The organism is Ruegeria sp. H8, assembly GCF_056532905.1.
In genome coordinates this window covers 26,159-40,081 of record NZ_JBQFNY010000004.1, presented here as the reverse complement: position 1 = coordinate 40,081, position 13,923 = coordinate 26,159, and the positions used below count along the sequence as shown (strand labels likewise).

Below are 13,923 nucleotides of genomic sequence, written 5' to 3'. Positions count from 1 at the left end.
CAAATCGCCCCATGTCATCGCCGACTTTTGTCGGTGTTGAGCGTTTGCGCGTGCAGGGCATTCTGTATTTTCCAAAAGATCAAAGACCGCAGCCGAGGCAGCTTGACCGGTTTCGCCATAACCGAAATTTCATGCCGCAATCCGTCTTTGCGCAACGCTTCGCTGCGATCAGCCGTGATCAGGATCGCCGGAACTTGAGTCTGCGTCATCTCTCGGATCCGGTGAATGGCCATCACGCCAGTTTCCCCATCATCCAATTGATAGTCGGCCAGAATGATATCCGGGGGCATTCCTATGTCTTTTATGAATTGCAGCGCTTCTTTCGGTGACCGGGCCGGCAGAACACTGGCGCCGTTCTGTTCCAGCCACTGCGTTGTTCCAAAAAGAACGTCACGGTCGTTTTCAATCACCAGAATGATGAAATCCAACGGCACGTCGCCCGTATTGGCCAGAAGATCCAAGGGTTCGATGGTGCTTGGCCCGGTTTCGACCCTGTCCATCTCTATGCTGAACACCGAACCTATGCCAGGTTTGGACCGCAGCGACAACTTGTGACCCAACAGCCGGCAGGCGCGGTCCACGACGGACAAACCCAGCCCCATGCCGGACCCCAATGGCACGTTTTCGGCCCGCGTGAATTCCTCGAACACGCGCTCCTGGTCTTTGCGTGCGATCCCGATGCCCGTATCCCAGACCTGCAAAATGACCTTGTCGCCGCGCCTGCGGCACCCCACCAGAACCCGACCACCCGGTTCGGTATACTGTATGGCATTCACGACCAAATTCTGGATCGAGCGCAACAGATAGACCGGGTCGGATTTCACGATTTCCGAACACGGAACCACATCAAGCGTCACATTCTTGCTCTCGGCCACCAGCGTTTGGTCGCCCTGTATCCCTGCAATCATCGTAGCAAGGCTAACTTCTGTCGGTGAGACCGTGTCCGGGTCAGCGGTTTCAAGCCGCGATATATCCAGCAATGAGTGCAACAGTTGTTCAGCAGATCCAAACGCACCGTCCAAACGCTCCATCATCTCATGAAGCTCGGTTTCACGCGTGATCTCCAGCAGGGTCGAGATCATGAGTTTCGCGGCATTGATCGGTTGAAGCAGGTCGTGGCTGGCGGCCGCAAGAAATCGCGTCTTGGAAGAAACCGCAGCTTCGGCGCGTTCCTTTGCGATCCGCAGCGCCTCTTCCACCCGCGCTTTTTCTTCGTATTCCTGAACCAGCTTGGCGTTGGCATGGGTCAACTCTGCCGTGCGTTCCATTACCCGGTTTTCCAGGGTTTCGGTCGCGCGTGCCTCAAACGTTACGTCTTTCAGTTCGACCAGAAAACCACCATCCGGCAGCTGGTTGACCTGAATGTCCAATACACGGTCTGATCCGTCGCGCACACGTTTGCGCAACCAGCCACGGCTTTTCAGCTCGTGTTGCCATTTGCCGATCCTGAGTTCATCATCGGCCTTGATCAACCCACGCGCCCGCATCAAATCCAAAAGCGTTTGCACTGGCATATTTGCCTGCAAGACGGAAAGCGGCAGGTTCAGTATTTCCCGGAACCGCGCATTGTGCATCATGATCTTCGTATCTGATGAAAACGTGCAAACGCCTGAGCTCATGTTTTGGAAAACCGCCTTAAGGTAGTCCTCCTGACGGTCAATAAGGGTTTCTTTCTCATCACGGTTTCTGCGAACAACGGATGTGATATCGGTCAACAGAATGACCACATTCTGAGGCGACGTGTATTGTGCGCTGAGTTGATACCAACGATCCCCACGCAGTTCGATCACGTCGCTGGACACCATCCCGGTATGGCAATTGCGCTCAAGCGTATCCAGCATTTTCGATATGCCATTGTCGGACGATACGAATTCGGGGCTGTTCTGCACCAACAGAAAAAACCGACCCAGGCTGAGGCCGGGCCCGACAATATCGGACATATCAGGGAAGATCGCCTGAAACAGCTCGTTGCACAGATTCAATTCACCATCCGTGAACAGCGCAAACCCTTCTTCCATGGAAGACAAGGCCTTGACGAGGCTCTTGCGGGTTTGTTCGCGTTCGTATCTGGCGCTTTCAAGTTCGGTGGTCGCGCGTTCCAGATCGCGACTCTGCTTCATCACCTGCTGCTGCAACTCTATCGCCGATTGAAACGCCAGAAAGGCGGACGGGCCTACATCTTTCTGACGGTTGGCGCGCCGCATCAGCGCATCAATGATCTTGGCCTGTTTGGATATCTGGATCTCTGGCGGGTCATCCGGATTAAGCATGGTCAGCTCAGTTCCCGCTTTTCGGGTTCAAAGAAAGCGACCCCTACAAAGGTCTGGTTCATGTGTACGCCGGATTGCTGCTCTCCGTAGGTGTTGAAGCCAACCACCCGGTGGGATTGCAAAACATCCGAAACCTGTTTGCTCAACTGCTTCTGTTCGATTTCGAGTTTCCGCAGAATACAGTCGAATCCAAGAATGAAATCCGGGGCCGCGCCGGTGTTGTCGCGCACATTCAGTCCAGCTTCGAGCGTTTCAATGATCTCCTTCCCGCGCCCCAGTGTCATGATAAGGCCGTCATCGATCGCCGCTAGAAAAGACAGGGATCCCCCCTCCATCGGTTCACGAATGGCACGCACATAGTAATTGAGGTTCTGCCTGAGAAGCAGCGGGTTTTCCGCGAATACCAGTGGCGAAAGATCTTCGGCCGCACACCCAACCAATCGTGCATATTCCTGCGCTGCCGGCGCCCCGTTGATCTCATACACCACGCGTTCTTCCGGGTTGGCGTCGGTGATGATGATCTCTGACCCGATGGGCAGGAAATGATCAAAACCGATACCCTGAAAACCAAGGTTGGTTTCAATCAGCAACAGGACGGCAGCATTGTTGTGCGCACTGCCACCGTGAAAAACGAACGTCTCTTCATATTGAAGGCCATCCCCGGCAGAGCCGCCGAATATCGGCAATCCATCCAGAACGGTTTCCAGCGTTGAAACCAGCAAGTCTTCCTGCTTGGACAATCCATCCGTAAACACCAGCGCCAGCCTGTTCCACCCCGCCGTGTGGCGGAATCTTTCGGCAAGTCGCTGCGCTGCGGCAGCGATCTCCATTGAATTGAGCGGCCTGAGCGACTCGAACAAAATGGACGAACACCGAAAGTTGGACTTTGGAAAGGCCAACAGCAAAAGCGCATGCGATTCATAACCCGATCGCGTGATTTGACCTGCGGTGGTGCAGCCAAAGACTGGAACACCCGCAAGTCTTCTGTTCAGGCAACGTGACACCTCTGCCGGATCAAGAGTGCTGGGGACAAAGGCCAGGACAAAGCAGGACGACAGACTATCGATTTCCGCGCAGGCTTCTTCAACGGCGGTCGTCGGGTCCAAATCATCGGAACGGCCAATCGCAATGAAATTTGGTTCATGCTCCAGATCCCGCATGTGTCCCCCTAGTGTTGAAGAAAGGATTTGACCTCCGGTTCGTGTCGCGACTGTCTTGCGATAACCGAGTCGACCAGAACAGCGGCCTGGGTCCGGTTGCGCACCCCAAGGCGGCGCAGCAAAGCGGTGATATGCGCCTTGACCGTCGCCTCGGCCAACGACAGCTCATATGCAATCTGTTTGTTGGATTGGCCCATGCAGATAAGCTTGAGAATTTTGACCTGCTGTGGCGTCAGTGATGAAAGCTCGGGGCTGGATTGGTAGACGGTGCTTTCGGAGGGCTTCAGCTCTTCGACGCGGTTGTATTCGGTGGGTACGTATCTCCGCCCAGAGGTGATCTCCTGAATGGCGTGTTTCAGGGCTTGCGCCGGCGTATCTTTCGGCAGAAATCCCATCGCACCGTGGTCCAGCAAAGATCTTACCAGCTCTCCGGATGCCAGGGATGATATCACCAGAACCGGCGCATTCGGACAGCGCTGCCGTAGCTGCTGAAAACCCGAGATACCCGTTACGTCCGGCAATTTCAGATCGAACATGATCAGATCTGGCTTGAAGCCTGCGCCAAGTATTTCAAGTGTCTGCTTCAGCGTGTTGGCTTTTTCAATTCGGCAGTTCTCGAAGCTCAGCTGCAATGCCGCGGACAACGCATCGCTGAACAGCGGATGATCATCCACGATAAGCACGCTGGACACCTGGTCCACCGGTTTAGGGCATCCCGCAATGTGCATTGCTTCTCCTCCGACAGGAAAGTTACAGCATTTCCCGATCAGTTCAACTGTTTCATTTTGAGACATGCGAAAGATACCATAGATAACAAATGCTTGATGACTCAGCCGGTCTGGTTCCTGAGGAAGACCCTGGCAAACGCGTTCAAATCGGGCGCCGCAGCATTGGGATCAAAATACTGCCTGTCAAAGTCTTGCATGTGTTTGAGTCGACTGGATGAAGGGCCGTCGCGGCGCAGGATGGCAGAAGCCGCTTGCCGCAGCCTGTCTGCGCGACCAGACCTGGCACTGCGTCGCAATTCCCGGGCCAACGGATCAAAAACCCCAAAGCGGCGCAATGCCCTTGAAACGGCCAGTTTGTGGCCGGACAGTCCCAACCCCAAACCGGCCAGAAAAACGACAATGGCGATTGCGGCCATTGGCCAACCCAACAGCGTTGCTGGTGGCGCATCTGCCTCTGCGACGCCAAGGCCTGCGTCTTCGATGGCCGTACCATAGGCAATGCGTTGTGGTGAGATGATGACTTCTCGGGTTTCACGGGCCACAGTATCAAAGTAACTGAATTGCAAGGGTTCAACGATGCCGGACGTGTCGTTCGAGGGGCGTATGGTCCAGCGCCAGAACGCATGGGTGACCGGCCCTTCCGGGGTCAGTTCGACAAGCCGTTTCTCAGGATGCGCGAAGATCAGGGCCGAAGGCGAGGTCAACTCGGGCATGGGCGGGATCATCTCGGGCGTCGCGCCCAGGGCTTCCAGTCGAATGACGCGCAAGACCCCCTCACCCGGCGCAAGTTGATCCGGCGCATTCGACCACTGATCCGAAATCTGCAATTTGCGAACCGGAAACCACCACTCCTTGGTGGCCGGGGCTTGCGCCACCTGAATGGTCAGCGGCTCTGATTGAATCTCGTGTTCGAACCAGTCGTCATTTTCGTCTGTCAGGGTCAACCTGTGCACAAACGGACCAATTGTAAGCTTGCCTGCCTCGACAGGATAGATCGCCATCCGTCGGGTGAACACTTTGTATTTCCGGCCATTGATCCTTTGCTCCGACCAGCTGTCCGGGCCCAGTTGCGCCCAGCTGAACCCATCCAAGCGGGGTTGGATCAGCTCTTCGCGCGTGATGTGCCGACGATAGACACCACGGATCGTCAACAGCACCATCTCTTGGGTGAACGGAACCGGGGCATTGTCTTCGATGGCAACTTCGATCAACGCCTCGGACGGCAGCACTGTTTTCGACTGCGCCAAAACCTGCATCGGAAATGCAATAAGAAGCAGAAACAGCCACTTCATTCCGGGTTCTCCGCTTCTGGAGGCGAAAGACCAAGCTTTGCCCGGCGTTTGTGTTCGTGTGCGATCCGGGCCGCCATGAACTCACCCGGAACATCGGAAAGCTGATTGAGCCAGCGCAGATCGGCAACCATGAACTTGTCATCAAAGATGCGGCGCACGCCCAGTTGCCCGCGACTGTCCAATTCCGCCAGTCCCAGCATCGTGTTCGCGTTCGTGACCTCACTGCCGGTTCCCGCCGCCCGCGCATTCCCGCGCGCGACAAAACTGTCGGCCTTGGGGCCGGATTTGCGTTCGGGGAAAAGACTCAACGCCTCTGGGGTGATCTGCTGCCCTGCGTAATAGGCGGCCAGCACATCGAAATTCGCCTGAGCATCCAGGTTTCCCCTGGCCATGGCCTGATCATAGGCTTCCAGCGCGGCGGCCAATTGGCCGGTCCGGGCGTAAGCATTGCCGAGGTTGTAATGGTTCCCGGCGCGCTCGAAAGCACTGGCCGCTTTGTCAAAAACGCCCGCACGGTAGAAGGCGACACCTTGCCAGTCAGGGTCGGAAAACAGCTTTGCAGCCATTGGATACAGACCGATTGCCAATGCGACGCGACCAAAGGGGGCAGCGCCGCCCAGCGCAAAGGCAACGGCAATACAAGTGGCACCTGCAATCGCGAACCACCTCATGCCCCTTCCCTCCAGAACAAAAACAGCAGGGGGAGCAGTGCGAAATACAGCATGTACCGCCCCAGATCATGCCAGAACAGCACCGGATAGTCCGCCCGTATCAAGCGGGTTGCGGCATCATCTGCCAGCCAATTGGCCAGATCATCTGACTGGCCCAAAGTGAAGACAGCGCCACCGCCGAGCGCGGCGTGGGTTTGGATTTGCGCAGTCGTGGGGTGACCCGACACCAAAGACACGCGCACCCCTCGAGCGGCAAGCGATGCGACCTGCTGCAATGAGGGTGATCCAAGCCCGTCCCCGTCAGTGAACAGGACGACGTCCCCGGCCAGGATGCCCGCCTCTTCCATCCGCTTCAACGCCAAAGCCAGTGCGCGTTCGGGTCGCGATCCCTTGTCCGGAACGGTCTGACCATCGATGAGCGACAGCGTTTGTCCCAATTGGCGGTGATCGGTGGTCATATCCGTGGCGACATAGGCATCACCCGCGTAAACGATGATGCCGCCGGGGCGGGACCCAAGCGCACTGACACCCAAACGCCCCATGCTCAGCAGTTGCGGCCAGCGGTCGTCTTCCACCACGCTGTCTGATGCATCCACAAGGAACAATACGCCATCCAGATTGCGATAGGTCTGCGCGTCGCGCCGTTCGATTGCAGGGCCGGTCAAGGCAGTTGCGATGATGCCGGTGGTCAGCAGCAAGGCGGCTGGTTTAACCGGGAAGGAGCCGCCTTCGATCCGGCCGATCGCGGCCATCGCCTGGACAAGCTGCGGGTCGGTGATCTTGTCCCAGGCTCCGAACCCTCCGGCACGGGAAAGCAACCACCACCCTGCCCCGCAGATGACAGGCAACAAAAGCCCCCAGGCCGGTCTGAGCAGAGTGACATCCAGCTCAATCATCACGCTTGCCTCCACGCCGCCAACAGGGCAAGCGCGGCCGCCATTGCTGCGGGCCAGGTCCAAAATGATCGGTAGACCTCGGCCGTAAGGCCCGCGCTGTCCGTCGCTTCCAGCCGATCCAAGGCTTGAGTCACGTCGACAAGATCATCGGTGGTTTTGACGCGAAACGCTTCGCCGCCGGAAATTTCGGCAATGGCGCGCAGGGTTGTCGCATCGACGACGCCGCGCTCACCAGGTTCGGCGCTTTGCAGGTCTTTCGGGCCCAGAGCAATCGTATGGACCCGCACCCCGATCTCGGCCGCCAGTTCGGCCACGCCACCGGGATTCGTAGCGCCCGCGTTGTTCACCCCATCCGACAACAGAATGACGACCCGCGACGCCGCCTGGCTGTTGGCCAGGCGCTTCAAAGCAAGGCCCAGACCATCGGATATGTTTGTCGCACGGCCCGAGATACCGATCGTGGCCTCTTGGATCCGTCGCGCGACAGCCTCTGTATCGAAAGTGAAAGGCGTGGCGAAATAGGCTTCGGATCCGAAAACAATCAAGGCCACCCGGTCGCCGGCGCGGCGTCGGGCGAACTCGGATCCAACGCGGGTCACCGCCTGCAAACGGGTGATCTGGCGCCCATCGAGATAAAAATCCTCCCGCACCATAGATCCCGAAAGATCCAGAACAATCGCAAGGTCCCGTCCAGACACTTTCAAGGCGCTGACGGGTTGCAGTTGGCGCGGACCGGACAGTGCAAAAATCATGAGCCCCCAAATGATCCACAAAATCAGTATGTCCGCCAAAGTCCGGGTCCTGGCCTGAGCCTGTGGGCTGGCCGCCATAAGCATTCCGCCTATGCGGTCCGGAACTGGGAAACCCCGCTCGAAAACCGGCCGCGGCTTGACCAGACGTGTGATGACAAGAGGCAATGGCAGCGCCAGCAAGATCCAGGGATCAGCAAGCTCAAACACGACCCGCGACCTCCTCTTGCAGGGTCTCCAGATCCGGTTCACCGCCGGGTTGGTAAAGATCACCCGTCAACTCTGCATAACGCGTCGGATTCTGAGCGCGCAATTTGTGCAAAAGAGCCACCCTGCGGCGATCCACGGACCACCCCGGTTGTTCAACAGATCGATCAGGTGGATCCGGCCGCCTGTTTGCTGCGGTCCTGACACTCAGCAACCGCAAGATGGCGACACAGCCGACCGAGGCCAGCGCCGCGAGACCAAGAACAGCCGCGTATTCCGCAACCGCCCCGCCTGCGGCCTCGGCGGGCAAATGGATATCCCGCAGGCTGGCCAGCATCGTGGCTTCAGAGAGTGCTTTCTCACTCATGCCACATATCTTGCCGCGAAAACCGACGAAATGCGACGAGAGGTTTGTTCGACCGGGTCACTGGCATTCAGGACAAGCGCAGGATGTGTTGCCACCTTCTGAAACGCAAGTTCACCGGAAGGCTCTGCCCGGGCCAGATAGACCCGCTTTTGCCGCCCATCTGAAAGGCGGATCGGATACCAGCCTCTTGGCATCTCATGCGCTTTGCTTTCGGTCACAAGAAGCAGTCTGGGGGTGCGGCGATGATCGAGCCGGCCCAGCACGTCCGAAAAACCGTCTCCCTGCTGATCGAAGCCAGACGCGATGATAATCTCGGCCCCCGTCGGCGTCAGGCGCTCAACGCCGGCAAGTGCCTGTTCCAGCGTCCAGCTTTCATCCTCACCTTTTTGCAGCGCGGTCAGACTGCGCGCATGAGCCTGAACCAGGCCACCGATCACGTCCAGCATTCCGCGCGTTTTCCCTCGCAACGGTACGATGACGGGTGCGCCGGCGGTAAGCGCCAAAAGACCAACACGCCCGCCGCTTTCAACCATGAACCACCCGATCAGGGTCAAGGCTTCGGCGGCAGCGACTGACAGAAACGCCCGCTGGATGCCCCAGAACATCGGTGCACGAAAATCCGCAACCAACAGGGCGACGCGGTCCTGTTCCTCCTGAAACTGCCGGATATGCATACGCCCCGTGCGGGCGGTTGTTCCGCGATCCAAATGACGAATGTCATCCCCGTCCACATATTCGCGTACATCTGCAACCTCGACGCCTTGCCCGCGCTTTCGGGTCAGAAATCCTCCGGGCAGGGCCGTCATTGTCGGGTTGCCACGGTCGGTCAATGCGATATGCCGCAATGCAATCAAGGCCTCGGTCGTCAGGCGAACCCCCGCATGTGCCAGCACCCCCGTCACAGCGGCTCCACCGCATTCAGAATGTCGGCCACCAACTCGCGCGGCTTTTTCCCATCTGCAACGGCTCTCCAGGTCAGCACCATGCGGTGGGCCAGCGCATCGGGTGCAACAGCGGCGACATCTTCAGGCAGGGCGAAATCCCGGCCCCGCAGATAGGCGCGCGCGCGCGATGCCGAGGCCAGGGCCAATGACCCGCGCGGCGAGACTGCGTGTTCAATATATTCGGAAAACGGACCTTCACGGGTCGCAAGCACAAGCCGTACGATATAGTCCCGCAATTCTGGCGCGACGTGAACCGACTGGGCTTCGGCACGGGCAATCTTCAGCTCCTCAAGCGTCATCCGCTGCGCGTCCGGAGGCCCATTCCGGGTTTCGGCGATGACCAGATCAAGGATCTCACGTTCCGTTTCCAGATCCGGCAATGTCAGTATGACATGCAGCAGAAACCTGTCCAACTGCGCCTCGGGCAAGGGAAAGGTTCCATCATGTTCAATGGGGTTCTGGGTCGCCACAACCAGAAAGGGATCCGGCAGGGCGTATGTTTCATTACCAACCGTAACCTGATGTTCTGCCATGGCCTCCAACAAGGCAGACTGCACCTTTGGCGGCGCGCGGTTGATCTCGTCAACCAGCACCAGCGTGTGAAACACCGGCCCCGGAACAAACTCAAAGCGGCCTTCCTGAGGCTGGTAGACTGGCGTTCCGGTCAGATCAGAGGGCATCAGGTCAGGTGTGCATTGAATACGGGCAAAGCCGCCTTCGACAGCGTTTGACAGCCATTTGACCGCCCGTGTCTTCGCCAGCCCGGGCGGACCTTCTACAAGAAGATGGCCACCTTCCAGCAGCGCGATCAAAAGAGAGTCCACCAGATGCGCGTGACCGATAAGCCCTTGCGACAGATACGCGGACAATCCCGCAATGGCGCGTGGCGGGTTTTCAGGCCTCGTATCCATATGTCCTCCCATAGCCGCTGAGGGCGCATTGCCTGCGCTCAGGCTACCCGGAGTCACCCGCCCGACAAAACACGTCAGATGGTATTACCTGGGCACACGAACCGAATTGGTGCAGCCTTCATCAAAAAGGGCTGCAAATCTGGGATTGGCGAGGGTTTCGTCCGCCTGTGCCCATAGCCGATCATATTGGGCGTCAATGTATTCGATAAAGCCGGGGTCTATGGTTTGATCCACCGGGGATTGCGCGACAGCATGCATCATAAAGACGTCAAACGCACAAAGACCGCTTGGGTTCGAAGCCAGCAATGCGCGCATGAAGTCGTGCGAACTCCAAGGCAGGCGCTGCAAGTTTACCGGCGTTTCCTGCAATTTCGACAAGAACCCTGACGATTTGTCATATAACAGGATGTCCATGCCAAAGGTGAAGGACTGAAACAGCTCTTCCAGCAGGATCGATTTGTGAAAATCCCTTTCAAGCTTGCTGGGCCGATCATGCGCCGGTTGTTTCACCACAATATGGGTCCCCTGCCCCCGATGACCAAAAAAGGTCTGTGCCATCGCCGGTGATGTCACCACATAGTTTCGACCCGCAGGCAAACCAAGCTGGTGGAGTTCGCTGAGCCAGTCGATATCTGACGAAAGGTCCCGATTGGGAGGGTACCCGGAATACAATCGCAAAACCACGGTTCGACCGGTTCCACAATCGCGCGCAGATGGGCCAGCGTAGCGCATGGGTGTCGGGTGGCCGAAGCTGTGTTTCAGCAACGCCCGAAAGGTATCAAGAACGACAAGCGTTTGCGGATGCGGTTTTTCACCGACCAGGCACAAGGCTGCACCGGCCTGATCGCGGCCATTGATGTGAACGGGGATCGCCATGTCGCGCCCCAGCATCGTGGACCGCAGTTCATACCCCCATCCTCTTTGTGCAAGTTCGATATAATCGCTCTTCTCTGCACAAAGCGCGCCTGCAAAAGCGACAATCGCCAATACTTGCAAAAACAGATAGCGCATTCAGCCCCTCTCAATGTGACGCACATTCTATCCGGGATACGGGTCTCTCGCAAAATTCCTTGAGACCCGCCTTGATGGGAATGGCGATCCGTTTAGCCCACCAGCTGAGCAACCTGCTGAACCGGAAAGAGCGACCTGGCGTGAATTGAAATTGCTGGTCATGTTGACCAGTTCCATTCCCGCAAGGACATATATTTTTGTACCGACGGACTTAGACCATAGCATTGGCTTTGCCAGACATTTGTTGAACCGATGGCCTTGCTCAACAATGCTATCAGGAAATTTAAACCTTACGTTTTCAATTGGGACCGAAAGCCATCCGCACGTTAAACTCAGGCGCATCAACCGCCAAAACTTTGCAACAGAGCCCCCGTCACAGGGCAATTTTTCACATGATCGATGGGGTCGCGGATCGCGAAGGTGTATTTCGGTGATCTCGGTTGGGTCTTTCTGCTATGACGGCGCTTTGCGGGTAATGGCCTCGGCCATTTCCGCCAGCGCGATATGGGTGGTGTCCTTGATGCCGTCCACATGGGGGTCGATTATCCCATCGGCAGAATTGATCAGCCCGTTGGCGGTCATGACCTTCAACAGGTGGGCTTCCATCGCTGGGGTGTGGATCAGGCGGGCGTCGCCTGTGCGCATGGCCATGGCCGCGCAAATCGCCGTGCAGCCCCAATTCGAAACCGCAGCGGTCATCAGGATATCGGCGCCAGAGGTCGCGCCGATCCCACCACCGCATGCGCAATCGCCGGGGGCAGCAAAGGGAACGGCGATCTTCACGATATCGGCGACCAGTCCCATGCCGATCTCGTTGCCGCCATCACCCACAGCCAGCGTCGGGATACCTCGCGCCATGGCAGCATCGAACAGCATGTCGATGCGCGCCCGGCCTAAGCCGTAGTCGCGCCCACGCATGTTGTAATAAATGCCGTTTTCGTTGCGCCCCACGCGTTCGGTCGAGACCATGATATCGGGCTTGAGCTGATTCAGCATCTTGGCCGCCGCAACGGCGCCCTCGGCATCTGTCACCGGATACGGCAGCAAGGTTGCGCAGGCCATTGAGCCATCCGCACTGGCCTTGCGCGTCGTCTCAAGATCCACGATCGCGACGCCACTGGCCTGCAAGGTAGCAGCCATGGGCGGGATCAGCGTTTCCTCAATCACCAATACGCAGGTTGCTTTTCGGGCGAGCCAAAGCGCGCGAATGAGGGCCGCCGCCCCGGATGGGCCATCGTTTTCGCCCAAAGCCGGAGACAGCCACGCCCGCGACACGGATCCCGTGGTGACGATTGCCGTCCCGCTTTCGGGCATGGCAAGCAGCAAATCCGCCGCGGCGCCGCACAACGCTTGGCCCGCCAAGGCGCGCGAGGCGTCATAGAGCGGCTCGATCCCCCGGTTGCCGAGGTCGAGGTTCACCAGCCGGTCCAGCCTGTCATCATACTTTGCGAATTCGCTCATGACTCGTCTCCGAACAAAACCGCCGTGAACCACGCGTCATCGTCAAGCCTGTGCGACACTTCTTCTGTGGCCGCGTCCAGCGCCGACACCAAAGCAGCAACCCCACCCACGGCGGCCACAGCTCCGGCGGTCGGTTTCAGGCGCAGCGAAACCCTTCCGCCCGGCGCGCCATGGGTGTTCACGGTCAAAACGCCGTGCTCTTTCAGCAATAGCATACCAACGGCCGCTGTCGCCTCTGCCGGGACAATGTCAGTCTTGTCCCGTCTTGCCAGTGATAGCACCCGCGCTAACACGTCCTCTTCATCCAGCATCGGCCCCAGATCAGACCGCTGCACAACCTCTGCACCCCAGGCCCCGGCCATCGCTTCTGCAATGGACGCGCCGTCGCTTGCCTCGATTCGCAAATCTTCCGGGTCAAAGGCCTGCAGGCTGCGCATCGCGCCGGCCGCTATGGGCGCGCGTGCCTCCTGGCCCAGTTCCGACGCCTTGGCAAGCGTGGCCAGTACCGGCGTGGACGCCCCACAAAGGATGCCCGCGCGCGGGCCGCATAGGCCCGCCTTATCCGCATTCGTGATGGCTATGTCCGCTCCCATGGAAAGGCTCAGCGCTCCACCATGCAGCACCGGGCGCAGACGCGCGCCATAAGCTTCGTCCATGAACACGGTGGCGCCCGCGGCCCGCCCCTCAGCTATGGCGCGGCTCGTCTCAGCGTCCGGCAATCGCGCCAACGTGCTTGTGACAGTCGTGATCACCACCAATGCGGGCGCGTGCGTGGTTATCGCTGGCCCTGGGTCCGCCGATCCTTCGATTTCCACAAGCTCAACGCCCGCCAGCCGACATCCGCGCACAACCGATGCGTGGCTGCGGTCCTTATCGGGCACCACGGAGACCACGGGTCGCCCATCGCATAGCGCCAATATGACCGCCACAATACCTGCACTTGTGCGGTTGGTGACAGCGACCGTATCCCCGCCCCCAAAATGCGCGATGGCAGCCTGGGTCAGTTCCGCTGAAAACAGGCCCGGTCCCACCCATTCTTCGCAATAGGTCGACAGATCATCCGGTTTCAGCGGAAAGTAACGCGGGTTACCTGTAAAAATCCCAATTCCGTCAGCCCCGCGCGTTTCCAAGACCTCTGCCGCAACCGCTTGCGCATGGCGCAGCCGGCGGATTTCGGCTGCGCTGGAGGACAAATATCGCCCCCGCGCATAGCCGACCGAAGCGTCAATCGTGTTCCCGAACCGGTCTGTTTCCAT

The 13,923-nt window shown here is 58.5% G+C and carries 13 protein-coding genes; all 13 read right to left on the bottom strand.

Features of this window, described 5'->3' with window-relative positions; genetic code table 11:
- Positions 1 to 14: 14 nt before the first annotated feature.
- The 13 genes from ACR0A2_RS11645 to ACR0A2_RS11585 all read right to left on the bottom strand — a co-directional run bounded on the left by ACR0A2_RS11645 (position 15) and on the right by ACR0A2_RS11585 (position 13,923).
- Complete coding sequence (locus tag ACR0A2_RS11645; RefSeq protein ID WP_171232387.1) at positions 15 to 2,270, bottom strand: hybrid sensor histidine kinase/response regulator; 2,256 nt, start codon at positions 2,268 to 2,270, stop codon at positions 15 to 17.
- A gap of 2 nt (positions 2,271 to 2,272) precedes the next feature.
- On the bottom strand, positions 2,273 to 3,430 hold the full coding sequence (locus tag ACR0A2_RS11640; RefSeq protein WP_171205907.1) for an FIST N-terminal domain-containing protein: 1,158 nt from the start codon (positions 3,428 to 3,430) through the stop codon (positions 2,273 to 2,275).
- 8 nt (positions 3,431 to 3,438) lie between these two features.
- Positions 3,439 to 4,158, bottom strand: coding sequence for a response regulator (locus ACR0A2_RS11635; protein WP_480835101.1), 720 nt, complete (start codon positions 4,156 to 4,158; stop codon positions 3,439 to 3,441).
- A 101-nt stretch (positions 4,159 to 4,259) separates the two neighbouring features.
- The gene (locus ACR0A2_RS11630; RefSeq protein ID WP_171640698.1) at positions 4,260 to 5,450 is read right to left on the bottom strand and encodes a BatD family protein; all 1,191 of its coding nucleotides are present in this window, start codon (positions 5,448 to 5,450) and stop codon (positions 4,260 to 4,262) included.
- Positions 5,447 to 6,121 carry a tetratricopeptide repeat protein gene (locus ACR0A2_RS11625; RefSeq protein ID WP_171331222.1) on the bottom strand — a complete coding sequence of 225 codons (675 nt, stop codon included), beginning with the start codon at positions 6,119 to 6,121 and terminating at the stop codon, positions 5,447 to 5,449. Before ACR0A2_RS11625 ends, ACR0A2_RS11630 begins: the two co-directional genes overlap by 4 nt.
- Positions 6,118 to 7,017, bottom strand: a complete 900-nt coding sequence (locus ACR0A2_RS11620) for a vWA domain-containing protein (protein ID WP_480835100.1) — start codon at positions 7,015 to 7,017, stop codon at positions 6,118 to 6,120. Before ACR0A2_RS11620 ends, ACR0A2_RS11625 begins: the two co-directional genes overlap by 4 nt.
- Positions 7,017 to 7,976, bottom strand: a complete 960-nt coding sequence (locus ACR0A2_RS11615; RefSeq protein WP_480835099.1) for a VWA domain-containing protein — start codon at positions 7,974 to 7,976, stop codon at positions 7,017 to 7,019. The genes ACR0A2_RS11620 and ACR0A2_RS11615 overlap by 1 nt, the downstream gene beginning before the upstream one ends.
- Complete coding sequence (locus ACR0A2_RS11610) at positions 7,969 to 8,340, bottom strand: hypothetical protein (protein WP_480835098.1); 372 nt, start codon at positions 8,338 to 8,340, stop codon at positions 7,969 to 7,971. Before ACR0A2_RS11610 ends, ACR0A2_RS11615 begins: the two co-directional genes overlap by 8 nt.
- Positions 8,337 to 9,242 (bottom strand): DUF58 domain-containing protein, encoded by a 906-nt coding sequence (locus ACR0A2_RS11605; protein WP_480446213.1) that lies wholly within the window; start codon positions 9,240 to 9,242, stop codon positions 8,337 to 8,339. The genes ACR0A2_RS11610 and ACR0A2_RS11605 overlap by 4 nt, the downstream gene beginning before the upstream one ends.
- Positions 9,239 to 10,195 (bottom strand): AAA family ATPase, encoded by a 957-nt coding sequence (locus ACR0A2_RS11600; RefSeq protein WP_480446212.1) that lies wholly within the window; start codon positions 10,193 to 10,195, stop codon positions 9,239 to 9,241. Before ACR0A2_RS11600 ends, ACR0A2_RS11605 begins: the two co-directional genes overlap by 4 nt.
- A gap of 84 nt (positions 10,196 to 10,279) precedes the next feature.
- On the bottom strand, positions 10,280 to 11,206 hold the full coding sequence (locus ACR0A2_RS11595) for a hypothetical protein (protein WP_480835097.1): 927 nt from the start codon (positions 11,204 to 11,206) through the stop codon (positions 10,280 to 10,282).
- Between the two features lie 453 nt (positions 11,207 to 11,659).
- Positions 11,660 to 12,667, bottom strand: a complete 1,008-nt coding sequence (locus ACR0A2_RS11590) for a glutamate cyclase domain-containing protein (RefSeq protein ID WP_480835096.1) — start codon at positions 12,665 to 12,667, stop codon at positions 11,660 to 11,662.
- Positions 12,664 to 13,923 (bottom strand): aminotransferase class I/II-fold pyridoxal phosphate-dependent enzyme, encoded by a 1,260-nt coding sequence (locus tag ACR0A2_RS11585; RefSeq protein ID WP_480835095.1) that lies wholly within the window; start codon positions 13,921 to 13,923, stop codon positions 12,664 to 12,666. The genes ACR0A2_RS11590 and ACR0A2_RS11585 overlap by 4 nt, the downstream gene beginning before the upstream one ends.

Bases quoted from the DNA above. Each gene is read 5' to 3' on its own strand.
- ACR0A2_RS11645 (WP_171232387.1), bottom strand. From the start codon at position 2,270: ATGCTTAATCCGGATGACCCGCCAGAGATCCAGATATCCAAACAGGCC.
- ACR0A2_RS11640 (WP_171205907.1), bottom strand. From the start codon at position 3,430: ATGCGGGATCTGGAGCATGAACCAAATTTCATTGCGATTGGCCGTTCC.
- ACR0A2_RS11635 (WP_480835101.1), bottom strand. From the start codon at position 4,158: ATGCACATTGCGGGATGCCCTAAACCGGTGGACCAGGTGTCCAGCGTG.
- ACR0A2_RS11630 (WP_171640698.1), bottom strand. From the start codon at position 5,450: ATGAAGTGGCTGTTTCTGCTTCTTATTGCATTTCCGATGCAGGTTTTG.
- ACR0A2_RS11625 (WP_171331222.1), bottom strand. From the start codon at position 6,121: ATGAGGTGGTTCGCGATTGCAGGTGCCACTTGTATTGCCGTTGCCTTT.
- ACR0A2_RS11620 (WP_480835100.1), bottom strand. From the start codon at position 7,017: ATGATTGAGCTGGATGTCACTCTGCTCAGACCGGCCTGGGGGCTTTTG.
- ACR0A2_RS11610 (WP_480835098.1), bottom strand. From the start codon at position 8,340: ATGAGTGAGAAAGCACTCTCTGAAGCCACGATGCTGGCCAGCCTGCGG.
- ACR0A2_RS11600 (WP_480446212.1), bottom strand. From the start codon at position 10,195: ATGGATACGAGGCCTGAAAACCCGCCACGCGCCATTGCGGGATTGTCC.
- ACR0A2_RS11595 (WP_480835097.1), bottom strand. From the start codon at position 11,206: ATGCGCTATCTGTTTTTGCAAGTATTGGCGATTGTCGCTTTTGCAGGC.
- ACR0A2_RS11590 (WP_480835096.1), bottom strand. From the start codon at position 12,667: ATGAGCGAATTCGCAAAGTATGATGACAGGCTGGACCGGCTGGTGAAC.
- ACR0A2_RS11585 (WP_480835095.1), bottom strand. From the start codon at position 13,923: ATGGAAACAGACCGGTTCGGGAACACGATTGACGCTTCGGTCGGCTAT.